At 32.8% G+C, this 22,827-nt stretch carries 25 protein-coding genes and 2 pseudogenes; 15 read left to right on the top strand and 12 right to left on the bottom strand.

Annotated elements, in window-relative coordinates; translation table 11 throughout:
- The first annotated feature begins 251 nt into the window (after window positions 1-251).
- Together ACQCPR_RS16685 and ACQCPR_RS16680 are read left to right on the top strand one after the other, a co-directional pair.
- Complete coding sequence (locus tag ACQCPR_RS16685; RefSeq protein WP_427137601.1) at window positions 252-1,427, top strand: DUF262 domain-containing protein; 1,176 nt, start codon at window positions 252-254, stop codon at window positions 1,425-1,427.
- A 150-nt stretch (window positions 1,428-1,577) separates the two neighbouring features.
- Window positions 1,578-1,817: a hypothetical protein gene (locus ACQCPR_RS16680; RefSeq protein WP_427137600.1), complete on the top strand. Its 240-nt coding sequence runs from the start codon at window positions 1,578-1,580 to the stop codon at window positions 1,815-1,817.
- A 343-nt stretch (window positions 1,818-2,160) separates the two neighbouring features.
- On the opposite strand, the gene ACQCPR_RS16675 is transcribed toward ACQCPR_RS16680, so the two are convergent.
- The 6 genes and pseudogenes from ACQCPR_RS16675 to ACQCPR_RS16650 all read right to left on the bottom strand — a co-directional run bounded on the left by ACQCPR_RS16675 (window position 2,161) and on the right by ACQCPR_RS16650 (window position 6,392).
- Window positions 2,161-2,682, bottom strand: coding sequence for a hypothetical protein (locus ACQCPR_RS16675; protein ID WP_427137599.1), 522 nt, complete (start codon window positions 2,680-2,682; stop codon window positions 2,161-2,163).
- Between the two features lie 175 nt (window positions 2,683-2,857).
- Window positions 2,858-3,199 (bottom strand): cell division protein FtsK, encoded by a 342-nt coding sequence (locus ACQCPR_RS16670; protein ID WP_090565145.1) that lies wholly within the window; start codon window positions 3,197-3,199, stop codon window positions 2,858-2,860.
- A gap of 661 nt (window positions 3,200-3,860) precedes the next feature.
- On the bottom strand, window positions 3,861-4,574 hold the full coding sequence (locus ACQCPR_RS16665) for a hypothetical protein (protein ID WP_427137598.1): 714 nt from the start codon (window positions 4,572-4,574) through the stop codon (window positions 3,861-3,863).
- A complete protein-coding gene (locus ACQCPR_RS16660; RefSeq protein WP_427137597.1) occupies window positions 4,555-5,085 on the bottom strand; it encodes an RNA polymerase sigma factor in 531 nt (176 codons plus the stop codon). Before ACQCPR_RS16660 ends, ACQCPR_RS16665 begins: the two co-directional genes overlap by 20 nt.
- Before the next feature lie 758 nt (window positions 5,086-5,843).
- Window positions 5,844-6,035 (bottom strand): annotated as a pseudogene (locus ACQCPR_RS16655) (CPCC family cysteine-rich protein); the annotation flags it as partial.
- A gap of 78 nt (window positions 6,036-6,113) precedes the next feature.
- A complete protein-coding gene (locus tag ACQCPR_RS16650; protein WP_427137596.1) occupies window positions 6,114-6,392 on the bottom strand; it encodes a hypothetical protein in 279 nt (92 codons plus the stop codon).
- 442 nt (window positions 6,393-6,834) lie between these two features.
- Between ACQCPR_RS16650 and ACQCPR_RS16645 the strand changes: the two genes are divergently transcribed.
- The 5 genes and pseudogenes from ACQCPR_RS16645 (at window position 6,835) to ACQCPR_RS16625 (ending at window position 11,971) form a co-directional block, all read left to right on the top strand.
- Window positions 6,835-7,413, top strand: a complete 579-nt coding sequence (locus ACQCPR_RS16645; RefSeq protein ID WP_427137595.1) for a recombinase family protein — start codon at window positions 6,835-6,837, stop codon at window positions 7,411-7,413.
- A 264-nt stretch (window positions 7,414-7,677) separates the two neighbouring features.
- On the top strand, window positions 7,678-8,622 hold the full coding sequence (locus ACQCPR_RS16640; protein ID WP_427137594.1) for a hypothetical protein: 945 nt from the start codon (window positions 7,678-7,680) through the stop codon (window positions 8,620-8,622).
- Window positions 8,623-9,126: 504 nt separating this feature from the next.
- Window positions 9,127-10,539, top strand: a complete 1,413-nt coding sequence (locus ACQCPR_RS16635; protein WP_427137593.1) for a hypothetical protein — start codon at window positions 9,127-9,129, stop codon at window positions 10,537-10,539.
- A 370-nt stretch (window positions 10,540-10,909) separates the two neighbouring features.
- A pseudogene (locus tag ACQCPR_RS16630) lies at window positions 10,910-11,053 on the top strand (hypothetical protein); the annotation flags it as partial.
- A gap of 348 nt (window positions 11,054-11,401) precedes the next feature.
- Entirely contained in the window at window positions 11,402-11,971 is a 570-nt protein-coding gene (locus ACQCPR_RS16625; RefSeq protein WP_427137592.1) for an SF0329 family protein, read from the top strand.
- Window positions 11,972-12,175: 204 nt separating this feature from the next.
- On the opposite strand, the gene ACQCPR_RS16620 is transcribed toward ACQCPR_RS16625, so the two are convergent.
- The 3 genes from ACQCPR_RS16620 to ACQCPR_RS16610 form a co-directional block, all read right to left on the bottom strand.
- Window positions 12,176-12,679: a GNAT family N-acetyltransferase gene (locus tag ACQCPR_RS16620; protein ID WP_427137591.1), complete on the bottom strand. Its 504-nt coding sequence runs from the start codon at window positions 12,677-12,679 to the stop codon at window positions 12,176-12,178.
- Between the two features lie 215 nt (window positions 12,680-12,894).
- Window positions 12,895-13,926 carry a DUF4030 domain-containing protein gene (locus tag ACQCPR_RS16615; protein WP_427137590.1) on the bottom strand — a complete coding sequence of 344 codons (1,032 nt, stop codon included), beginning with the start codon at window positions 13,924-13,926 and terminating at the stop codon, window positions 12,895-12,897.
- Complete coding sequence (locus ACQCPR_RS16610) at window positions 13,923-14,477, bottom strand: RNA polymerase sigma factor (protein WP_090568943.1); 555 nt, start codon at window positions 14,475-14,477, stop codon at window positions 13,923-13,925. Before ACQCPR_RS16610 ends, ACQCPR_RS16615 begins: the two co-directional genes overlap by 4 nt.
- Before the next feature lie 434 nt (window positions 14,478-14,911).
- Between ACQCPR_RS16610 and ACQCPR_RS16605 the strand changes: the two genes are divergently transcribed.
- Entirely contained in the window at window positions 14,912-16,054 is a 1,143-nt protein-coding gene (locus tag ACQCPR_RS16605) for a hypothetical protein (RefSeq protein WP_427137589.1), read from the top strand.
- Window positions 16,055-16,104: 50 nt separating this feature from the next.
- On the opposite strand, the gene ACQCPR_RS16600 is transcribed toward ACQCPR_RS16605, so the two are convergent.
- The 3 genes from ACQCPR_RS16600 to ACQCPR_RS16590 are packed head-to-tail and all read right to left on the bottom strand — an operon-like array spanning window position 16,105 to window position 18,031.
- Window positions 16,105-16,893: an ABC transporter permease gene (locus ACQCPR_RS16600; protein ID WP_427137588.1), complete on the bottom strand. Its 789-nt coding sequence runs from the start codon at window positions 16,891-16,893 to the stop codon at window positions 16,105-16,107.
- A complete protein-coding gene (locus ACQCPR_RS16595; protein WP_427137587.1) occupies window positions 16,890-17,795 on the bottom strand; it encodes an ATP-binding cassette domain-containing protein in 906 nt (301 codons plus the stop codon). Before ACQCPR_RS16595 ends, ACQCPR_RS16600 begins: the two co-directional genes overlap by 4 nt.
- Window positions 17,792-18,031 (bottom strand): PLD nuclease N-terminal domain-containing protein, encoded by a 240-nt coding sequence (locus tag ACQCPR_RS16590; RefSeq protein ID WP_241600244.1) that lies wholly within the window; start codon window positions 18,029-18,031, stop codon window positions 17,792-17,794. The genes ACQCPR_RS16595 and ACQCPR_RS16590 overlap by 4 nt, the downstream gene beginning before the upstream one ends.
- 123 nt (window positions 18,032-18,154) lie before the next feature.
- On the opposite strand from ACQCPR_RS16590, the gene ACQCPR_RS16585 reads away from it, so the two are divergent.
- From ACQCPR_RS16585 to ACQCPR_RS16555, 7 genes are all read left to right on the top strand, one after another.
- Window positions 18,155-18,694 (top strand): helix-turn-helix domain-containing protein, encoded by a 540-nt coding sequence (locus ACQCPR_RS16585; RefSeq protein ID WP_427137586.1) that lies wholly within the window; start codon window positions 18,155-18,157, stop codon window positions 18,692-18,694.
- A 33-nt stretch (window positions 18,695-18,727) separates the two neighbouring features.
- Window positions 18,728-19,192 (top strand): hypothetical protein, encoded by a 465-nt coding sequence (locus tag ACQCPR_RS16580; protein WP_427137585.1) that lies wholly within the window; start codon window positions 18,728-18,730, stop codon window positions 19,190-19,192.
- 9 nt (window positions 19,193-19,201) lie between these two features.
- Window positions 19,202-19,735 carry a hypothetical protein gene (locus ACQCPR_RS16575; RefSeq protein WP_427137584.1) on the top strand — a complete coding sequence of 178 codons (534 nt, stop codon included), beginning with the start codon at window positions 19,202-19,204 and terminating at the stop codon, window positions 19,733-19,735.
- A 186-nt stretch (window positions 19,736-19,921) separates the two neighbouring features.
- Complete coding sequence (locus ACQCPR_RS16570; RefSeq protein ID WP_427137583.1) at window positions 19,922-20,740, top strand: class I SAM-dependent methyltransferase; 819 nt, start codon at window positions 19,922-19,924, stop codon at window positions 20,738-20,740.
- A 155-nt stretch (window positions 20,741-20,895) separates the two neighbouring features.
- Complete coding sequence (locus tag ACQCPR_RS16565; RefSeq protein WP_427137582.1) at window positions 20,896-21,255, top strand: helix-turn-helix domain-containing protein; 360 nt, start codon at window positions 20,896-20,898, stop codon at window positions 21,253-21,255.
- 286 nt (window positions 21,256-21,541) lie between these two features.
- The gene (locus tag ACQCPR_RS16560) at window positions 21,542-22,240 is read left to right on the top strand and encodes a peptidase E (protein WP_340931116.1); all 699 of its coding nucleotides are present in this window, start codon (window positions 21,542-21,544) and stop codon (window positions 22,238-22,240) included.
- 18 nt (window positions 22,241-22,258) lie between these two features.
- Window positions 22,259-22,588 carry an antibiotic biosynthesis monooxygenase family protein gene (locus ACQCPR_RS16555; protein WP_427137581.1) on the top strand — a complete coding sequence of 110 codons (330 nt, stop codon included), beginning with the start codon at window positions 22,259-22,261 and terminating at the stop codon, window positions 22,586-22,588.
- Window positions 22,589-22,827: the final 239 nt, after the last annotated feature.

The following is a 22,827-nucleotide window of genomic DNA, read 5'->3' as shown; positions in this document are numbered from 1 at the left end:
CATGAAACCAATTTTTATACTAAAAAAAGTCACATTTATTTCCATATAATTATCAATAACTTCTTGTTTTATATTTATTAAAATTTGTTTTTTGGTAGCAGCTATTTTAATAAGTGCTGTTTTGACGGTATTATAATGTTTTTTTTTATATAAATGAAGTTAAAAATTCAAGCTGCTATAATTAGCAGCTTGACTTTTTTTGAGGGAAGATATATTGTAAGATTATCAAATATAGAAATGAGGAAATAGAAATGAGAATTAGTAATAAAGTTGAAGTAGCAACTAGTTTCAACCCTACAAAAAAAACACATCAGATGGATATAGCTACTATGTGTGAAAGAATTAAAAACAATAAAATTACTTTGCCTTTATATCAACGTGATTTAAGTTGGACTCTTCAGAAAGCAGTGGATTTATTTGATTTTCAACTATTTGGTAAAGCGCCAGTTTCTCCGATATCTATAAATGAGATTAGCGATGCAACTGAAGATGATGTTCCTCAAATTTCTTTTTTAAGTCGTGAGATTGTAAATTATGCAGATATTAAAGGAGACCATCAATCTGTTGTAGATGGTCAGCAGCGTCTAACTACAAATTTTAAAGCTTTTATTAATCATGATAGTTTTCGGAATATCGTTTTGGATTTTTCACGAGGAACCTTTAGAATTGTAGAGGGAAATATTACAAACTCGCAAATTCCAGTTGGTATACTTTTAAATGATAGTGAAAAAGTATTAATGAGTTACCTACAGGAAAAAGGGAGTTTTAATGAATTGTTTGCAATTGCATTACGTGTACGTACTAAAATTAGAAGTTACAACTATACAGTTAACATTGCAGAAAATTTAACTGAAGATGAGCAAATTGAATGGTTTGAAGTATTAAATAATGCTGGTAGTAGAGTAACGGCATTACAAATGAGTTTTTCTAAATTAAAGGTTTATAATTTAGATATCTATGTAGATTATACAGAGCCATTTAAACAGAAGGCTAATGAATATGGATATGAAGAGTTATTTTCACCTTTTACTACAAACGTTTCTTATCCAATCGCAGCGTTAAATCCTGCATATGAAGTTATTGAAAAAGGTGGAGCACATAACACAAATTATGCTCCTATGCCTTCGGATACTAAAGAGACTGTTTTGACAAAATTAAATCCTGCTGTTTTTAAATCAATAATTGAACTAACATTAACTGCTTTAGAGGAAGCGTTAGTTTTTGTAGAAAATAATGGTTTAAGAGATTATATCTCTAGAATGGACTATATATTATATTTAACTGGCTTTTTTGCCTATCAAAATTCAGAAGAATTGACAGGGGAGTTAGAGGGTGAATTAGTTGAATGGGTAAGAAAGGTTAATTTTACAAACAAATCTAATAGTGCAAGACGTGAAATATTCACAGAATTATTAGAGTTGCGATAAATTCAGTAGAATATTTAGTTAAAACATAGCAATATTAACTAGTGTTGCTATGTTTTTTAATTAAAATATGCTTCGGAAGAACAAAAACAAGTTGCTGAATTAATGAAAAATGGTTCTGACTTTTTACCATAAGTTGAAGCTTATTTTAATTTGTCAAAAGACCAAAAGTCTGTAACATGGGATGATTTTATAGCTAAAAATATCGTGACTTGGTCTGGAACAATTGCAGACATAGAATCTATAGGTGATAGCATTGTTGTATATGGTGGAGATAATTATAACGGCGAAGATTGGTCAACGATTAGTACAGAAAAGAAAGATATGATGCCCTTTACTTTCATTGTAGAATTAAAAGATAGTTTAACTGGAAATTGTATGAAGGTGAAGTAATAAAATAAGATTATCATGTTACCGAAGCATATCAGCCACAATAGTTGATATGCTTTTTAGTATAGCTGTATATTTAGTTCCAGTTAAATGACGATAGGGGTACTAAAAATAATATTACTATTTGATAAAAACCCTTATATACCAGCTGTTTTCTGCAATCTGCTCCTCGAATATTTCACTTCTATCGAAGTAAATTAGAGCTCGAGAGGTTTTTAGTTTATTTAGCTGTTTTAAAAACCCTATAAATCAACAGTTTTGAATACACCAATATAGCATTTTCAGCTTCGATAGGATTCGATGGGGGAATATTGATATGTGACATTTAGTATTTGGACATAATCTTTTAATCCCACTCATTAGGAAGACGACTAATATTTGCATCATCAAAACGCTCATCAATAACCACATCTACAATATTTGTATTCTCATTTAGTTCATAATCTACTGCTTTAGACAAACCTAACTCAGATAACACATCTTCTTTAGATACTCCGTCCTTTAATTCCAGTTGAGCTTCAACAAGTTGACCATCTATAAATATACCAGTTGCATAATCAAAGGTTTTCCCTTCTAAATAAAAATACCAATCTGCATATACAATAGAACCATCTTTCAATTCAAATTTGCCATTTATAAACGGTTCACTATATTCCGTATCAAGTTCATAACGATTGTTAAAATCGTCTAAAGTTAATGGTGTTAATTCACGTACCTCTGTTACTGGCTCAATAACATCAATTTCTTCAGATGACTCAGATACTTGTGTTTGTTCGTTATCCACTGTAACTTCTTTACTTATGGATGGTTTTGAATCACTACAAGCAGCTAATACCATGGCGCTAATTAAAATAAAAATCCATTTCAAGATAAACCCTCCATTTTGCAATATATAGATATTTAGCTGATAGTTAGTAGAGCTTGTAGAAGCATCACAAAGCTCATTTTCTCCTGCCTTTTTTTACTAAAGCACACCGTTACTTTAAGTGAAGTCCTTCACAAAAAAACACCTTTTTTTCTCTTCTGAAAACAAAAACATTATACTAGATTATTAATTGATGAACTTCACCTGTAATATACATTAATAATCCAACTAAAGATAATATTATTCCCATAATAAACGTCCAAGGATTATCTTCTTTTTCCTTATCAAAAGTAAAAAAAGTTACTATACAAAAGATAAGAGTAATAATAGAAAAAGGATATTTGGGAAATACGAAAGCAAATCCACTAATAATCATTCCTACCACTCCATACGGATTTTGAGATGGAATGCTATCCATATATTTTATATCATCATCGGATAAACCCTCGTTCCTGTCTCCCCATATGTCTATGTTCTTCCATCTGTTGAGAAAGTCGATAGTTTTTTTAAATATCTTCATAATTCACCACTTTTCAAATAACGAACTTTTTCTTCAAAAACCTACAATGTCATTTGAAACCACTGTAGTGTTCATCATAAATTATTTTATAAAACTAATCTGAGGCTTTACTTGAATACGTTTAAAACGAGTTGAGGTTCCATTTTTAAATAAACTTTTCATTTAAACAAGCAAAAATCCATTTTCCTTATTGAACTAACCTGCGGCTTTACTCCATCTTGAAGTAAAGCACCCGTTAGCCATCCATGCAGCAAAAAAACGCTGCACCACAGAGGATGAAAATTGTTTCAGAACGGGTATAGATCAGTATGGTTGGCGAAGAAGGTCGATGAACTATGGTGCCATAGAGCCCATCCGTTAGTCTGACTCCAAAGACCACGGTGCATCACAGACTGTCGCACTCTATACGAGTAGCACTCATGGGATATTAATCCTACTCTGGTTATTGCACCAGCCTTGCCTTTATTTATAGAAGAATGGAGTTGGTTCCTGATTTACCTTTTAACTCAATATAAACATTCTGAAGGCTCAGCCTTTTTTTAAAAAAGCTTTTTCTGAGTCTCTTTTGTTATGCAATTTTATAGATTTTGAGTATTTTTTAATTTTCATGGGAGTTGAAGAACGGATTTTTAAAATCATCAAATTATACTTTAATCTTACGTTATCGAATTACATACTCATAATTTTCCCCGTTGGCTGTTATTACTGCTTTTAATGGTTTACCATCTTTTTCTATACTTGCTGGAACAGAGGTTAAAAAATGAACCACTCTAGTCTGCAACGGTTTAATACTTGAATTGTTTAAACTAGTAAATTTACTCTCTCCGACTTTTTCAAAACTAGTAAATGAATTAAATTCTTCCCTCTCATCATAGATGATTTTAATACTCATAAAATCATCTGCCTCAGATAACTCAGTAGATGATGTGTTTCTTACAGTTACTAAAATATCTAAATAAATTTCACCCTTATTCCCATTAAACTTATAATTAGGAGTTATAGTAGGTCCTGAATTTGATGGATTGATTATTTTACCAAAATTATTACTTTGTATCGTAAATTCAATATAATCTTGTACTACTACTTTATCCATCATCTTAACTTCTGTTGGTTCAAGTATCTCATCACTATATGACACCTTAAATGCAGTATGTCTTAATGTATCTAATGACTGTGTAGCAAGAAATATTATGACGGCTGCTATTAATATGACAGTAATAGTATTGTATTGCCAAACCCGATTATTTTTAAGTTCACGTTTTTTGATTGTAACTGTATTCTGCAATAATTTATTCCTTAAATTACTTTTTGATTTGTCTGTCATCTTTAATTCTTGTTCCAAATCACTAAATTCTTCATCTAAGAAAGTTGTCATAGGTAAACCCTCCATTTAACAATTCATGTTTAAGTTCTACTAAAGCTCTTTTTAAAGTCATTTTCACTTTACTTTCGGACCAGTTTAGAACGATAGATGATTCCTCCGTAGAGAACTCTTTTAACTTCCGCAAAATGATCACATGTCTGTAGGAAGGTTTTAATTGTTGAATGGACCTATATAATTGTTCAGTTTGATCATTCATTACTACGATTTGTTCAGGAATTGGCTTGTAGTCTTTTTCTGCTATAGTTATACCCAAATAATGTTGTAACGGATGTTTTTTTCGAAAATAGTCATTTATCACATTAAAAGCGATAGAGAATAACCACGTTTTCACCGTAGATTTCTGTTCAAATTTATGTTGATTTTTATAAGCTTTTATAAAGGTTTCCTGCGTTAAGTCTTCTGCATGTTGGTAGTCTTTCACTATTAATAGTATGTAGGTTAAAATGGACTCTCCATATTCATCAATCCATTTCGTTAATTCTTCTTGATCCAAAATGTTCACCTCTTTCTATATACTTAGACGTAAAATAAAATGAAAGCGTCACGTTTTTCAAATTACTTATTTAAGAGTTGAAAATAATCTTTATCATCTCATCAAGTTTTATGATTAAACAAACAAAAAGAGCATTAATCCATTAATGGATTAACGCCTCTAACCCCTCTAAGATATCTAGAATTCCGACACCACTTATTGAACTAAACTGCTTCGTTAGTTAAATAACATCAAGCAAGATATTTTGTATAATCAATGAAGCGAATGAGAAATTCCTTTAGATTACTATGTACTTCTTTTAAATCCCCATATATATTTTCCTCAGCTAAATAAAACCCATCTGTTAAAAAATGTATCTCCATCTCAATCCCTTCATAACTATCTGGTAAATATTCGATTAACTTGTCCAGTTTTTCAATCACGTTAGCTATATCTTCTGGAGTATTTAGATATTGATTTAGTAATCCAAGTATTACCTTAGGAGACAGGTCGTTATCATCAAAATCTCCCCTGATTTCCATTAATCTAAAAGTAATATCCTCTAACTTTTCCTTAGCAGAAAATGACAATTCAATTATTTCATAAGGTGGTGTATCGCATTGTTCAATTACATTGTCAGCCCATTTTATAACATCTTGGATGTTTAGAAGTCCTATTAAAACACCTATTCTATATACCTCTGCACTTAATTTTATATCCAGCGGTTTGGTATCTTCGTCTTTGGTGTAACCCCCAACAACTGGTTTTACATTGTTTTTATATATCACTTCGCTTACTCCAAACAACTTAAAATTACTTTGTGCTTGTCTTAAAGAGACTTCATTTGCCCCACCTTCATAGTCCTCGTCCTCATTTTGTACAAGGTCATCTTCCCAATAACAAACTTTACAAATTTCATAACTATCCCGTGTTCCTTCTGTAAGGGTTTTATATCCACAACATTGGCATGTATATTTCATATAGTCACTCCGACACTTTTTATGAATTTTATCATAGTTCTTGTTCAACTAACCTGCGGCTTTAGTTCAATTAGAAAATTATGATTTTATTTCTTTATCAAGAAGGTACAATAGCTTTCTTCGTGCTTCTTTACTACGAATAATTTTTCTAACACGAATTGTGCTTTGTAAATAACGTCTGACGTGTTTATTTACAAAAAACAAACGGTGATATTCTTCATCCTCGTAAATCTTTTTAAACCAATCGTATTGATTTAACCGTTCAATATTTTGGTCAATTTTTTTCGTATTTAAAGTGTCACTATTTCCAACACTGCCGAATAATCCTGCAATTAATTCAAATAAAAAACTAAACATAGTTTACTCCTATCTACTTTTCCTTTTGAGAATTCTCTCCTGATTGTGGCTAATCCTTGTTCAACTAACCTGCTGCTTTAGTTTAAGTGAACACATTCACAATTTCTATTTATTTTAACATAAATCCCCAGTGGCAAGATTATATGGCGAAACCCATTTCATTAACGATATAGCTATTCAAATAAGAGATAAGTCACCAAATGATGCAAAACAAATAATCATCTAGTACCGTCAAAGGTTAAATGAATTAAATAATGACTATTGATTAGCTCAAGAATAATTTTCTTTTAGCTACTTTAATTTTGTGAAGTTTATTCTCCATTATCAAACGGTGTCATAACTTAAAAGATTCGACACCGAAACGTCGATGTAGTATTATCAGTTTATAGAGCGGTGTCATAACTAAGTGTCATAATCGAATGGTGAAAAGGGGCAAATAATCATGACTATATACGGATATGCGAGAGTATCGACACAACAACAGGAATTAGAAAGTCAACTTCAAGCATTGGAGCAAGAAGGTGCAACTGTATTTTATCAAGAAAAGTTTACAGGTACGAAAACAGACAGACCAGAGTTAAACAAGTTGCTAGAAAAGTTACAAGATGGAGATATGCTAATCGTAACTAAATTGGATAGATTGGCACGTAACACAAAAGAAGGTATCGAATTAGTAGAAAAATTGTTCGCTAAGAATATTAAAGTAAGAGTATTGAACATTGGATTACTTGAAAATACTTCAATGGGAAGGTTCTTCTTACAAACTTTATTAGCAGTAGCAGAAATGGAAAGAAACACTATCATTGAACGTACACAAGAAGGTAAAGCTATTGCACGACAAAACGTAGATTATAGAGAAGGAAGAAAGAAAGTATACACTAAGAAGCAACTAGACCATGCAATTGGTTTACTAGAAACTAATTCATATAATCAAGTAGCAGATTTAACTGGAATATCTAAGAGCACTTTAATCAGAGAAGTTAAAAAACGAAGAGTAGTGGAAATAATTATGAAGGTGTAGCTATATGCTACATCTTTTTTTCTCTAAGATTATAAAAGAGTCTACTAGTATCTAATAGTTAAGTTTAAATATACTGTTTATTACATAGTTAAATTCAATAAACACAAAATACTTTAGTTAATATTACCTATCACTTGTGTTTTTTAAATGGTACTATTGAATTGATAGTTTTTGAAGGATTCATATGAAGAATTAACAAATTTGTTATCCTATTAGAAATTTTCTGAGAGAATAAATTGTATGCGTAAGGAGGAAAAAGAGAGAATGAAATATGATACTAACATAAATAAAAATTATAATAGTAAACCTGCAACTAAAGGCGACACTAATATTAATAAAAATGTTAAAAAGTATGACACAAACATCAGCAGAATGATAGGTTTGCAAAATAACAATAAACATGGTAATAAGAATGCAATCAGAAAAGTAAATAATAAAAAACATAAACCTTTAAATCGTAAACCAGGATGCTTGTTTCTAATTGTAGCAGTCATAGTGGTCGGGGGAATATGGGGGTTAGGTTTATTTTTTGACAATTTAGAAGAAAAAGAAGAAAAATTGAAAGTTGAATCTTATAATGATGAGGAATTACTTCTCATTGAAATTAAGGACACAGACCATGATGTGTCAATTAAAGTCTTAATTGAAGAATATATTAATGAGAATTATATGGATGGTGACTTTAATACTTCAGAATTAGAGGATAATCTTGGAGCCGAAGATTTTAATTGGATAAAAGAGCAGTATAATAACGCATTAGAAAAATTGTACTTTGGTGAAGATAATAATAAATATAGTGAATATGATTTAATTAAAGTAGTAGAAGATGCTGAAAATGGAATGAATGATTTTGAAAGTTCTGCTATAGAAAATTTTATAGAGATTAAAAGGGAGTTACTTACTTCTGAATTAGATAGGAAATTATTTACAAATGAGACGAATCAAGTAATGCATCATGTTGAACAAAATAACCTTGCAAAGGAATTAGAACGGAAAAAAGTAAATGAAAAAGTAAGTGGAGAAGTACGTGACGATGAAGAAATCTATGATTATATGAAGAACGAATATAATCAGATTACTAATTTTGGTGAAAGTTATGTGCCAGAGATACATGATAATCTAGTTGCTGAGTTAGCGAGTGAAAAGTTTGGAATTTCAAGTTTTGAAGCAGGGAATATTTATGTGAAAATGGAGATGCGGGGATACTAAATATTTGTTTGATTCTCTCTTATATAAAAAGGGCATTAACTTTATTGGAGAAACCGATAATTGATGTAAATCGTAAGAATTTTAATGTTGAAGTTTTGCTAATTTTATTATTTTCAATAGAATATAAATATTATAAAGCGACTGTCTTTTAATAATTTCTCTTATAAATAGTAAAATAATGATTTTATTAATATGTGGATAGTGTTTTAAAAAGAATTAAATATTAGGGTTTTTGTGAGTAGATACGGGGTATTTTCCAATTTTTGCACTCTCTTTTATGATACATACTATTAGGCACTTATAGCTACAGAGAACAATATAAATTTTAAGAGCAGGCAAATATAATGGGACTGCTCCATTTTTTATTTTCTCTCATATTATTCAAATAATCAAAAAAATAAAATGTTATAATAGGTTTGTGACCTCATAAAAGATTTTGTTTAATATAAAGTGAGTAACGGAAAACGAAGGTGAAAATATTAATATAATAATTTGGAGGAATTTATGAAGCTACAAATCGAAAAGTGGGTTGAGGAAAATAAGCCTTTTAAGGAAAATGAAGCTGCTAATGACCTTTTTGAGGAATCAGTACGCTGTTACAAAAATGGAGCATATAAGTCTGCTTTTATTATGTCGTATCTTTCCTTTAAAGTTACTTTAAGAGGAAGGATTTTGGAGTGTACTTATGGTAAAGAGCTTGTTAAACCTAACCCTAAATTTTGGGAAGATGAAATTATAAAAAAACTAGAAGATGATGGTAGTTGGGAAAATTACTTAAATACAATTGTAGATGCATCTTGTTCAAGTAGCAACAAAAAGGAGATAGCGATTTTAGATTTCACAAATGGTGAACAGGTTAAAACAGCCTATAATTATTGGAAAAATATCAGGAATGATTGTGCTCATGCGAAAGGACGTATAACAATTGATAGTTCAACTGTAGAAAGTTTTTGGAACTATTTGATGGATAATTTAAGTGATTTTTATGTTCTTGGTGGTGAGGAATACTTATTAAGGGAATTAAAGAATCTATATCAATACTATCCATTTCCAGAGATAGTTGAACAAGACTCCGTAAAGATAATAATGAATGATGTAAATGCAGTTTATAAGAAAAACTCTAAGGATTTCTTCCAAAAACTATTTAAAAAATTAGAGGGTCGTCATAATAGAAAGGGACAATTCGTTAATAATTCAAATAAGAAGTTTTGGAAAGATATATTGGAAGCAAATCATGAAAATGTAAGACAAGGCATAGTAGAAGTCATTTCAAGTGATGCAATGCATTTCTTAAATTTCTACAGCTATTATCCTCAATTACTCGAATTGTCTGTGTCTCTCAATTCAAAGTTTGTTGTGAACGATTTATGCAAGTGGTTAAATAGTTCAGATTATTTTACATATGATTTCAAAAAAAACTTTTGGATTGTTTTGGTTGAAATTTTAGATAGATATACATCACATGTAGACATTAAAAAAGTTGTGAATAGACAAACGCTAGAGCTAATTGATTCATTTGAACAAGATGAGAGAAATTTGCGGATACTTAATTGCAACGGTGTGTTCAAAGAATATATTTTTGAAGTTTCAAGTTGGTTCTTTAAGACTGATGCAGGTTCTCAATATGATAATTATAGTAGGTTTCAATCTAGAGAGGCTGAATTGATAGAACTTTCTTTTGAATATTTGGAATGGGATAGCGAGTGTATACGTATTTTAAATTATGCTCTTGTTGACTTAGAGTCAAGTATGGCTTCAAGGTCTAATATGTACTCCAAAAGTAATGGCTCTAGTTATAAAATAAAATGTGAGCGGATAATTTGTAAAAACAAGGATAAAATAATGAATATCCCAGATATTGATTTAAAGGGTTACAGTGAAGTCTTTAGGATACTTAATAGTTGTAATAATGAATAAAATCAGTTAAGTAAACGGCTAGTCTCCATTAACAAACGTAGAAGTACCTAAATACTTCGGTGGTATTACAAAAGAAGAGCTTATTCAATTAATTTATAAAAAATGGAAGAGTCTGACGTATGTTGGGCTCTTTTTTGATATTCAAACTGAAAGTATGGGAGCTCAATTAGAGCAAAGTAAATAGAAGGTCAACCATAACCACCTCTTAAAAAGTAACATAGCTATTGAACAATATAACAATCGAGTAGGAGTGCTATTTCATCTATTTACAGATACTACTTCACAAAACACAACAGCTACTTCATAATAGAAATATATCAAATATATTGAGAAGTGGTGCTTCTCTAATTAATCGTGAATAAACAGCGCTGTAACTCGTTCAGCACTTCAAAACGCTGCATCTGTAGCAGCATTATTCTTAACTACAGAAGCAGTAGTAGCAGATATTCCAGAACCAGCAGGAGCTGGCGGTATGGGTATGCCTGATATGGGCGGAATGGGCGGCATGATGTAATAAGAGCCAGTAACCCTTTATAAATTAAGGGTTTCCAGTTCGTTTTGCACTGCTTGACCAATTCGATGTGTAAAAAAATGCATATGACTAATTTTAGAGAAGGTCTTTCATCAGTTTGCTAAACTGTTGGGTGGCCTTTTTTCCATGTCTAATGTTATATTCTTATTCATTGTAGTTATTTTTTCATCAGTCTGGATATTTTATTCGTTCACTATTATAGGTACATCAGAAATTCAAGTCACACTTATTCCTTGTATTTAGTTTAATCTATATGTTGGTTATTGTATTATGGATAATAGAACGACTGCCTCAACAAATATTAAAAATATAAAATCTAAGGAGACTTACATGTCCTGGAGCAAATTGAAGCAAAATCTGGAGAGTTTTCTCTGTCCTGCATTATTTGGAAGGGTTGAATACACTGCAACCAGCTATCGTTATTTACCTGATAAAGCAGGACTTTGTTATATTGCGGTAGATAAAAAGAATATACTCAATATGAATGATAAAACTACCTTTATTAGATGGTATCAGTCGGAACAAGAAATTAAGAATGACCCAGATATCCAAATTCCTATCAATGAAGAGGAAATTGAAGCGATAAGAAAACAAACTAAGGGGACAGTTCCGGAGGATCGTCTACTAGTAATTGCAAGGGGGAGGAAATTATCAGAATATGCAAAGGAGATGTTGTTAGCGCAGTCATCATTAAGTAAATCAAATTTTATCGTTGTAGCTAATAACTTCTTATCCACTTCTATAGAGGAAAGCATAGAGAGCGATGATATCCTATTGAATATCCTAGCTTTGGTGGACAGACGTGTTGGAAAAAAACGAATTTTAAACATGACTGAAAAGATGAAGCTAAAGCATCCAATTGTGCAGTATTTTTATGCACTACGACTTAGTACGTTATGATAATAAATAGCTGATCACCTGCATACCTATTGCGAAAAAATTATAGCATATCCATGGGCAGTTAACCTAACTGTAGTAGTTTTTTCATTTTCGAATAATTAAAAAATATTCCGGTTATTTAGAGAAACTATTTTGTACTCTAATAAAAAATATAGCTCCTATTTTGAACAAAGATTGATCAAAAATAGGGCTATTTTTCATAAACTAATTAGTACTATTATTATTGAACCTTCCCATAATTACGGTATTATAATAATTTCCATCTGATAGTAGCTTATCCATCTTTAATAATCCTTCTTCTTCAAAACCATATTTTTTATAAAGCATTATGGCTTTTTCATTGGTTTCAAGTACATTCAAAGTAATTTTCTTAATGTTACTTGTATCGGCCCATCTAATTGTTTCTTTTAAGAAGTTTGTACCAATGCCATATCCCCAGAAATCCTTTAGTACACAAACTCCAAACTCAACTTTATGGGACATTCTTTTCAACTGATTGCCTGCACACCTTGAGAACCCTACAATTCTTCCATTTGATTCGCAAACTAAAAAAAGATTATGGTCACTTTCTGTATCTTCTTTGATAAGTTGTCTAAAGCCTACTTCATCAATGTATGCTTCCCCTTTTTCTCTATCCATATTTTCTGTTTCGCTATCAATCTGCAATCGTACTTCAGATAAGTTTTTCGCATCATCTTCTTTTGCCAACCTTATAACATAACTTAAATTTCGAATATTTAAATCTATAGGATTTTCTCTTATTGTAAACTCCTCCTTTAAATTATACTGGTTTGTTATTTAAGTGGGGCATATGACCATTTTGATATTTTGGTTTTCTCCAATCACATTATAATAAAATTCAGGTTTTTCTAAGAGTTTGAGACACTACAATAATTAATATTTGTATTTATAACTTGATTTTATTAAGGGAAATCATTGCCGTTCTTGTCTTGGATAATTAGCTCATATTTCTGATTCTCTGTCATTCTTTTTACTTCTTCACTATCCAGAAACTCAGTAATTTCTTTTCGGATTTTAGTTACGATCTCTTTAGTCTCTGGATCTGATGATTTCATGTTAGTCATGATGGTAATAGACACTTTTTCAGGCTTGTAGGAATATCTAATGTCAGCTACCCTGTACTCTTTTTTTAGAAAAAGTCCTTCTTCAATGCTTGTCTTGGCTGACATCCATTGACTCTCAATTTCCTCTTCCGTAACGTCCCGAGTTATAACCTGAACCTGTTTCGGTGAACCGTTTGCTTCCAAAAGTTCAATTGCGACTTTGTAGATTTCTACTTTCTTTGCCTCATCGGCAATCGGGATATATACATTGACTACAGGGCCAAATGTGTTGACATTCATTATAGGATAGCCTGCTCCCTGTAAGTCCGACATCAACTCCTCGTCTAGTTCGTCCCTTTCTTTATCTATTTCATTTAGTACGGGGGGTACCTCTCTTGCGTCAGAAACCATTAACTCGTAGTTATCATACCCTCTCTTTTCCAAAGTTTCAGTCAATATTCTTAAAACTTTATCCTCTTCTTGCTTAACGTATTCTTCCGTGCCCTTTAGCCTTATGTCAAAAAGTGCCTTCTGTCCCGATATGCCCATGCCGATACCATCTGGTTTATATCCTTCTTTCTCCAAGGTTTCTAACATTACTACTTGTATTGGTTTATGGAATACTTGTCCTAGATACGGGATTTTTGACATTACTTCTGCCATAGCTGGATTTAGGAATGCAGACCCTGTTAAGACGCCAAGACTGATAGCTGCGGCAATTACAAACTGTGATTTCCTCCAACCTCTTTTTCTTCTTGTCGATTTTTCATAATCCGCTCTTTTTTCCGATTCTTCCTTTATGTTTTTTGCAAATTCATACATGGAAGATGGGGCCTGGATTTTCTCCATCTGTTCGTCAATTTCTTTCTTCAACAATTCATCGATCTTCATTGTGAATTCACCCCTATAAACTGATTTTCAATCAACCTTTTTTTCAGAGCGTTCCTTGCTCTGCGAAGATGGGATTTAACAGTCGAATTTTTCAGTCCTAGCAAATCTGATATTTCTTGGATTGCTTGTTCTTGGTAGTAATAGAGGATGAGAACGGTCTGGTAGTCGCTGTTATCAAGGGATGATATGCCCTTTTTAATCTCGTTTTCTTTTTCCTCTTTTAACACGCTTTCTATAACAGCATGTTTTTCTGTCCCAACATCAATTTCAAGCGGTGATTCCTTCAGACGATTGTTCTTTCTCCAAGCATCGATTGATCGATTGGTAACCAATTTATAGAACCATGTGTTGAAATAGGTAATATCCTTTCCACTCATAATATTCCGGTATGCCTCGATCAGCGCATTTTGGATTACCTCTTCTGCCTGTTCTTTCGACTTGAGAATACTAAAACTGGTCCTGTAACCCTTTTCTATCAAGGGGTTGACTAGTTGAGCAAAAGCATCGTCCTCGCCTTTCCGGATCCGTGTCATCAATGTTCTCTGTTCCATGAGGAAAACCCCCTTTGTTGTTTCTATCTTTTAGGCGACGGCGAGGCTGATTAGGATGCACAATTTGGAAAAATAAATCTATACACAACTATACCGATGTGGAAGATGAGATGAATGGATTAATAATGTAGGATCTTAAAATCAACAAGTTTTCTAATCAAAGGGTAAAGGAGATAAATGAATTATTGTATTTCTTCCATTTCTATTTTTAATTCTTTTAGACGCTATCTACAAGTCCTTTAAACATTTATTATAAAGTATTCTACAATTCTATAAAGTTTGTTCTTTTGGTGCTACGTTTTGGTTCTTCGTATTACTAAAGGCACGTTTGTTTCTAAAAAAACGAGATAAAAGACATAGAAACTTAGACTTGAGAAGGAGCGTAAATTATACAAGTGTGAGAATTGTTAAAAGAAAGAAGACGGTGATGTTAAGTGGAAATGCAAGGGGGAGGTAGAAACTTTACTACTAAGCTCCCTAAGTGGGCAAAGTTTCTTCATGTGGTTATTATTGCATTATTTGGAGGGATATTTTTAGGCTCTTTATTATTAATCGGATATGGTTTCTATGTAAAGGGAGTAGAAAATATTATTTTAGGTATTATATTTGGTGTTTCATTTGGATGGTTATGTAAGCTTTCCATTTCGAATTTTGCTTTGTATCAACGATGGACGTTTGAAGTGAAGTTAACGGATGAGGGGTATTTTGCCCATGGAATTGATGAGAGAACAAAGGAAGAACAGACTGAACTAGTCCTCTTTGAACAAATGGAGTCGGTTTTGATTTCACGTATTCAAAATTTCATACCCGATCTATTGGACCAACCGCTTCCTGTAAGAAGGTTCAGAGTTAATGCTCTCTTATTTATCATTTGGAAAGATGACACAGGGAAAAAACAGATTAAACATTTTACTCACTCTAATATGAAGGACTTGGACGAGTGGTTGGAATTATTTGATCAACACAATATCCCGATAGATGTTACTCATATCGACTTAAGGAATATCCCCATTAAAGAACGAATAAGTGCATTAGAAAGTGTAGAAAAAACAAGCTATAGCAGAAATGGGACATTCTCCGAAATTATTCCGGTTGGTTCAATTACAAGAGAAGAACCTATTAAACTAGAAGAGAAGTATAAGAAAGTTCATTCCTTCAGAATACATCCAAGTATTTTCTTGGTTCTATCAAGTTTATTTAGTGTTTGGTTGTTTTTACAAATAGTGAGGGAAGAGAGCTTCTCATTCTCTGTGATTGATATACCAATACATATTCATGCATTGATTGCTGGTGCTTTTATGTATTTTTCGCGAAAACTATCGCTTATAAAAGTCTTACAATATTTATTGTTTGTCATAGTAATCCTTTTCATGTTGTTTATGATTGGTAGTGTTGTGGGCGTTGTTGAATTTGCTTATGATGCTGATTTGTTTGGGCTATGCTTTATGATCACAATGGAATCATTTATAGTATACGCGTTTGTACGAATCTTAAGGAGTTTACTAAAGGCAGATTATCATGAGGAGATTAACATTTACCATAAGAATTTAAAAACTAGTCCTTTTAAAAGAAATTAATAAAATTAAAGACTTCTCATTAGTTGGTTAAACTTTTGAGAAGTCTTTTCTTATTCGTTACTAAACTTTTTATTGGAAATCCAATAGCTTGTTATATAGGTTGCTATGGCGGCACAAAGAAGGGATACTACTAGATTCACCATAGCGTTAGAGTTTACAGATCCTGTTATAAGCACTTCCATTGCATGGTTACTCATACTGGCGGGATTTATTATATCTATCATGGAACTTAATCCAACGATAAGTCGGCAGCCTATTAAAAAAGCAATGGATATTAATGCGATAAGCCCTGGGCTATTTATAAGAGTGCTAATCATTGTCGTAAAAGTGATAATAAAAAGAATCCAAACAAGATAGAATAATAGGGCAGTAAGCATATCGAAAATAGCTACATTTGTGAATAGAAGATTCACGTAAAGATAGGATGCAAGGTATCCAACAGCAACACTAAATGCCGTAAAAATATAATTCGAAGCAATTTTACCTCCTATGTATGAACGAACAGGTACTGGTCTAGTTAATATAAAGGCCAACATTCCGTTAGCTTTATCGGTTTGGATGATTCCCATTAAAGAGATTGCAATTATTATAATCCCAAGCTGATCAAACTGTGCACCTAGTGTGCCAGCTAATATTTCTCCCCCTTGCTGAGCAGCAATATTTGGGTCAATTGTAATGCCTTGACCGCTTCCTAAAGCTTCTAATATGGTAGGCAAGTAATAGGTCATTACAGGCTGGGTGATTCCTAATAGGATAAAGACTAGAGGGAGCCAAATGATTTTAAAATCTCTGACCATCTGGGTAAATTCTTTGTTCATCAAGACTATAAAACTATTCATTTCTCCACCACCAATTTTAAGAAAATGTCTTCTAATGTATCGTTTCCGACTTCAAACTTTACAATATCTACATCATGCTTCAGTGCATGACCGAGTAATAAATTCTTGTTATTTTCTAGGTTTTCAACTTTCACCTTTAGTTGATTCCCAATTACTTCTATGCCTTTCACATAAGGTAATTCTTCTATAGTGCCAATCCATTTTTGATCCTTCTGTGTTATTTCTATATTTAATTTGTTGTCGCTGTTTCTTTGAAGCAGTTCAATAATCGATGTGTCCTCGATTTTCAACCCATTTTTAATAACTATAAATCGCTCACAAATTTCTTGTGCGTCACCTAAAATGTGAGTTGATAGGAGGATGGTTGTTTCCTTTTTTATTTCTTGAATAAGGTTTAATACTTCTCTGCGACCAATGGGATCTAGGGCTGAGACTGGTTCATCCATTATAATTAGGGAAGGCTTATGTAGTAAGGTTTGAGCAATACCAAGTCGCTGTTTCATGCCGCCTGAAAATGTACCTACTTTTGAATCTTCCTCTCCGCTTAATCCAACTTTTTTTAAAATGTTTGGTATAGAGGTGTTTAATCCATTTTTACTTAGTCCTGAAAGCTTTCCCATGAACATAAGTGTTTCTTTGGCAGTCATCCAATTAAAAAAGTTTGGATATTGTGGTAGGTACCCAATTTCTTTTTTCATTGAGGAAATTCTTTTTCCGTTTAAAAGGATTTCACCAGTGTCGGGATTTATAATATCTGCGATCAACTTTATAAGCGTCGATTTCCCAGCTCCATTTGGTCCGATTAGTCCGACACACTCTCCTGATTGTAGCTCCATCGAGAAGCTATCGACGGCAGTTTTGTTTTTAAACGTTTTCTTTACATTTCTGATTTCCAATTTCAAGCTCGCTCACTATCCTTTCTTCCTATAACAAAATACAGAATAGGTCCAATTGTATTGCCAAAAATTATTATTAATGTCCATATGAGTACATTATTTCTACTTTTTTTATTTTTGTACAAATCTATTAAAGCAACCATTGCAAGTATAAATCCTACTAAAATAACTGGAAGTATAATAGGTAGAAACGACATTAAATCAACATCTTTTAAATCATTTATTCCATAATGTAATTGCATAATCCCAACTCCTTCTCAAAGTTCATTTTCATTATTGATAATGATAACATAGAGTGTTATATTTTGCACTACTTATTCTTATTCTTTATAATGAGAATAAGAATAACCAAGTGAGGGGATAGAATGTTAAATAAAGTGGAAGTTCTAATGCATCCAGTACGAATGAAAATTTCTCAAGCATTATTAAGGAATAAAGAAGATGGACTAACACCATTAGAAATGGTCAAAATCATTAAGGATGTGCCACAAGCAACACTCTACAGACATATACAAGTGTTATTGGACTCCGAGATAATTCATGTGATGAAAGAAAAAAAAGTAAAATCCGTTTCTGAGAAATATTATGCTCTTAATGAGGAGAAGCTAAAACTTGACCAAGATGAATGGAATCAAGCATCTTCACAAGAAAAACTAGATTTTGTATCTTTTTATCAATTATCGCTTATGACTCAATATCAAAACTATTTAGAGAAAATAGAGAATCATTCTCATGATGGAGCGACATTTTCTTTAGTCGAATTAAAAATGAATGATGTAGACTTCTTGAAATTTCAAGATGAGCTAAAAGAAATCTTAACTAAATACTATCTTTCTTCGAGGAACCAAGACGAAAAAGATACCGCTGTACGAACAATAGCGGTTACAATTATTCCAGATACATGAAGTAGTAATTTAATTGCGAGGGAGGTAATAATTATGGAACAACTTCAACAAGCTATAGAAATGCGACGAGACGGAAAGATTGAAGAGTCTATAAAAATATTAGAAAGTATCCCTGATAAAGATGGGCGTATATATTTTGAATGTGGATGGAATTATAGTGTTCTAGACAATGCAAATGAGGCCATCAAGTATTATGAGTTAGCCATTGAACTAGAGTTACCAAAGGAATTAAAGCAAAAAGCTTATATGGATCTTGGTTTTAATTATTTTTCACTCCATCGGTATGAAGAGGCAGAACAAATACTCTATAATGGCATAGGGAAATTTCATGATTCGGAAGCATTTCGTGCAATGCTTGCTGTAGTACGTTATAAGCTAGGGGATTCAAGGGAGGGCATGATTGATTTAATGCAGCTATTACTTGAATTATATCCGAATCCGAGTAAGGAAATTGCCAAGTACAGAACAGAACTAATGCATTATGTCCAACAAAGGTAGAGGTGAATTATGACGATAATAGAAAAGGTAAAAGCGGCTTTAACTGGAGTTGGTGTAGGTGGTTTTCATACTGGTATGGTACCTCCATATGACCGCTATGATTTATATTTAAATGATCTGGACATGGAAGTAAGAAGAAGTGCAACTACAGCTTTTACAATGCAACTTGGTACTTGGCATGCTGGTAGTAGTTTTTCGTTTACCCCTCAGCATAAACGTAAGTTTGTCGGTGGTTTTGGAGATGTAAAATGGCATGAATTTCATCACTATATAAAAGCATTTGTCACATATCATCAGGAAATCCAACGAGATTTTCCGATTATGTATGCATTTATTGTATGGTTTTTTATTCATTTGGAGGACGAGAAACTAATATCGTTTGAAGAAAGGTTTCCAGAATTAGACCCTATTTGGTGTAATCGACTTAGGAAAGAAGTTTTACAGCCGAATGCGGACATTAACATACCTCATATGAAACATTTTTTTAGAGAAACAAAGCTAGAGCCATTTTTTAAAGATGAATTTTGGAATGACGAAAACTAAAATAAGACTCCAATCAATTTACTGAACTGATCGGGGGCTTTTTTACATAATACTTAGAAACTCCATTAAGGCTAATTCTTCATTATTAAATTGTAGAGAGGTCTTTATTTATATGAAGACTTATAGAAGGAACTTTCTATCTTTGTGTTGAACTACTAATTAAATGAAAAGAATGTAGGTGCATATATGAATAACATTATTGACTACTACAATAGTTTTGATGAATGGGGAAGACTAGATAGAGAGCCTATCGAGTTCCAAGTGAATTGGCACTATATTAAAAAGTATCTTCCTCAGAATGGGAGTATTCTAGATAATGGTGCCGGACCAGGGAAATATTCTATGAAGTTGGCTAATGAAGGATATAAGGTAACACTAACCGATTTAACCCCAAAGCTAGTAGAAATTGCTAAAAATAAAGCGCATGAACTCAAGGTAGAACAAAATTTTAATGGATTCCATACGGCGGATGCAAGAGATCTTACTATACTGGAAGATGAACAGTTTGATGCTTCATTAATGCTTGGTCCATTGTATCACTTGCAAGAAGAAACTGATCGTATTCAAGCGGTAGAAGAGTTATATCGTGTTACGAAAAGAGATGGTATTGTTTTTGTGGCGTTTATGCCAAGAATTAGGCATGTTTTAACTTCTCTTTTAGACCCTGAAAATTGGAAGCCAAATAACGAGATGGATAATATCGAGCAATTTGCTCAAACAGGCTGCTTTAATCATGAAGATGAAGGACGATTTACAGGTGCTTATTACTTTAATGTAGAAGAAATAAAACCATTTATGGAGGGACAGGGATTTGAAAGTCTAGCACTAATTGGTTCTAATATAGGTGCTCTCGTAAGCAGTGATAATTGGAGTTACTGGCGTGATAAGGGAGAAAATGAGTTTGAGAAAGTTATAAAATTATTAACGGAAAAAGCTAGTGACCCCAATGTTTTAGGAATCTCCTCACACTTACTTTATATTGGAAAAAAGAAAGGCAATATATAGTATATAACGTTCAAATCTATTTAGTCAGTCTAAATAACTATTCTTTCAGTATAGGTACTTTCTAGTCATTATCAGATAATTTACATAATATTTATGAACTGGGGTAAATATTAGTAGGTTACTTATTAAATAATGTTTAGAAAGGAGATTATACTATGCAAATCAAAGGAGAGGTATTACGTGCAGTTCGAAAAGAACAGAACATGTCGCAGGAAGAGCTGGCTCTCGAGTTAAAAGTTACAATCAGTACTGTTTCTAACTGGGAGCGTCAGGATGTGCCAGACGGACGCTATATTAAGCCGATTGCGGAAGCCCTAGATGTGAGTGTTCATAAGCTAACTAGAGTTCCACCAAATGTTTCATCGATTGATGTGAAACCAGTAGATACCTATGAAAAAGAAAATATTTTGCTTGAACGCTTGATGGAATCGTTTGAGGAGTTTGTAAAAGATAAAGAGAAAAATATAGGAAGTGAAAAACAGGAACTTTGGGATGATGAATGGCGAAATGGCTGATAAAGAAGCACTTATCGAAAGCCCGGAAACTATACTGTGAAAGAGTATTTATAGTGAATTGGTGCTATATTTGAAGTTACAGCTACCAATTAACAACTTTAATGGGCCTCACTACATATCCAATGTAATGAGGCTTAAAATTTGTATTTCTAAAAGATAGTTTATATTTGCGCCATACATAAATATTGTCATTAATCTTATTTCTGTAAATAAAATTGTTGGACCAACATAGGGTAACCAGCTAATAAATCTTTAGAGTTGATGATATATAAATGGAGGAAAGATGATGAGACAAATAATTGCTCTAGGTGGTGGAGGATTCTCTATGGAGCCGGACAATCCATTATTGGATTCATATATTCTGCAAAAGTCAGGTAAAGCTATCCCAAAAATCTGTTTCATTCCTACTGCAAGTGGGGATTCAGAGAATTATATTTCAAGATATTACGACTTTTTTGATAAACAAGATTGTGTACCTTCTCATCTTTCATTGTTTAAGCCGCCAACTAGAGATTTAGAAAACTATCTATTAGATAAAGATATTATTTATGTTGGTGGCGGTAACACGAAGAATTTATTAGCGTTATGGAAGGCATGGGGAATTGATACTATTATAAAAAAGGCATGGGAGCAAGGAGTAGTTTTGGCTGGCGTAAGCGCAGGTTCTATTTGTTGGTTTGAAGAAGGGGTTACTGATTCGTTTGGGGATAATCTTGAAGCGATATCGTGTCTTGGCTTATTAAGTGGAAGCAATTGCCCACATTATAACGGAGAGGCGAATAGGAGACCTGCTTATCAGAACCTTGTTGCTACCAATAAAATTAAACCAGGAATAGCGACAGATGACGGTGTTGCCATCCACTATATTGATGAGAAGATATATAAAATAGTAAGTTCAAGACCAGCAGCAAAAGCATATAAAGTATCATATGATAAACACTTGATAGAGACAGAAATAGAAACGGAATACTTAGGTTCGTATTAGATACGGGGGAAGATGTATATGAGTGGAATTGCAAGCACACCAGAACCACCTTATTACGCAGTGATTTTTGCATCACAGCGGACGAAGGGTGACAATGGATATGGAAATATGGCAAAAAAAATGGAGGAGTTAGCATCAGGGCAGAAGGGTTTCTTAGGTATAGAAAGTGCTCGAGATAATGAATTAGGAATTACTGTTTCCTATTGGGACTCTATGGATGCCATAAAGAGTTGGAAAGATAATGCAGCGCACAGGATTGCACAGAATAAAGGTCAGTCAGATTGGTATATCAACTACTCCGTAAAAATTTGTAAAGTAGAGGGAGCTTATTCTTTCGAAATGGACTAAAATAAATTGGATCAAAATACAGATCTAGAACCTGCTTTGTTACTTCGAGAAACAGAATATTCATGAGGCTGGGACAGAACCCCAAAACAGCATTTTTCTCTGTGAGAACAATGCTGTTTTTTTTGCTGTGCACAAAATTGATTTACATACCAGGGACGCTTTCCACGGGCGTGGCCTGAGCCTGTAGTCTCAGGCGTCACGATATTCCTGTAGGAGTCGCCCCTCCATTCCAATCAATC

Source organism: Psychrobacillus psychrodurans, assembly GCF_050209195.1.
GTDB classification, from domain to species: domain Bacteria; phylum Bacillota; class Bacilli; order Bacillales_A; family Planococcaceae; genus Psychrobacillus; species Psychrobacillus psychrodurans.
This window is presented reverse-complemented; position numbering and strand designations above follow the sequence as displayed.

Bases quoted from the DNA above. Each gene is read 5' to 3' on its own strand.
- ACQCPR_RS16685 (WP_427137601.1), top strand. From the start codon at position 252: ATGAGAATTAGTAATAAAGTTGAAGTAGCAACTAGTTTCAACCCTACA.
- ACQCPR_RS16670 (WP_090565145.1), bottom strand. From the start codon at position 3,199: ATGAAGATATTTAAAAAAACTATCGACTTTCTCAACAGATGGAAGAAC.
- ACQCPR_RS16665 (WP_427137598.1), bottom strand. From the start codon at position 4,574: ATGACAACTTTCTTAGATGAAGAATTTAGTGATTTGGAACAAGAATTA.
- ACQCPR_RS16650 (WP_427137596.1), bottom strand. From the start codon at position 6,392: ATGTTTAGTTTTTTATTTGAATTAATTGCAGGATTATTCGGCAGTGTT.
- ACQCPR_RS16645 (WP_427137595.1), top strand. From the start codon at position 6,835: ATGACTATATACGGATATGCGAGAGTATCGACACAACAACAGGAATTA.
- ACQCPR_RS16640 (WP_427137594.1), top strand. From the start codon at position 7,678: ATGAAATATGATACTAACATAAATAAAAATTATAATAGTAAACCTGCA.
- ACQCPR_RS16635 (WP_427137593.1), top strand. From the start codon at position 9,127: ATGAAGCTACAAATCGAAAAGTGGGTTGAGGAAAATAAGCCTTTTAAG.
- ACQCPR_RS16625 (WP_427137592.1), top strand. From the start codon at position 11,402: ATGTCCTGGAGCAAATTGAAGCAAAATCTGGAGAGTTTTCTCTGTCCT.
- ACQCPR_RS16615 (WP_427137590.1), bottom strand. From the start codon at position 13,926: ATGAAGATCGATGAATTGTTGAAGAAAGAAATTGACGAACAGATGGAG.
- ACQCPR_RS16610 (WP_090568943.1), bottom strand. From the start codon at position 14,477: ATGGAACAGAGAACATTGATGACACGGATCCGGAAAGGCGAGGACGAT.
- ACQCPR_RS16600 (WP_427137588.1), bottom strand. From the start codon at position 16,893: ATGAATAGTTTTATAGTCTTGATGAACAAAGAATTTACCCAGATGGTC.
- ACQCPR_RS16590 (WP_241600244.1), bottom strand. From the start codon at position 18,031: ATGCAATTACATTATGGAATAAATGATTTAAAAGATGTTGATTTAATG.
- ACQCPR_RS16585 (WP_427137586.1), top strand. From the start codon at position 18,155: ATGTTAAATAAAGTGGAAGTTCTAATGCATCCAGTACGAATGAAAATT.
- ACQCPR_RS16580 (WP_427137585.1), top strand. From the start codon at position 18,728: ATGGAACAACTTCAACAAGCTATAGAAATGCGACGAGACGGAAAGATT.
- ACQCPR_RS16575 (WP_427137584.1), top strand. From the start codon at position 19,202: ATGACGATAATAGAAAAGGTAAAAGCGGCTTTAACTGGAGTTGGTGTA.
- ACQCPR_RS16570 (WP_427137583.1), top strand. From the start codon at position 19,922: ATGAATAACATTATTGACTACTACAATAGTTTTGATGAATGGGGAAGA.
- ACQCPR_RS16565 (WP_427137582.1), top strand. From the start codon at position 20,896: ATGCAAATCAAAGGAGAGGTATTACGTGCAGTTCGAAAAGAACAGAAC.
- ACQCPR_RS16560 (WP_340931116.1), top strand. From the start codon at position 21,542: ATGAGACAAATAATTGCTCTAGGTGGTGGAGGATTCTCTATGGAGCCG.
- ACQCPR_RS16555 (WP_427137581.1), top strand. From the start codon at position 22,259: ATGAGTGGAATTGCAAGCACACCAGAACCACCTTATTACGCAGTGATT.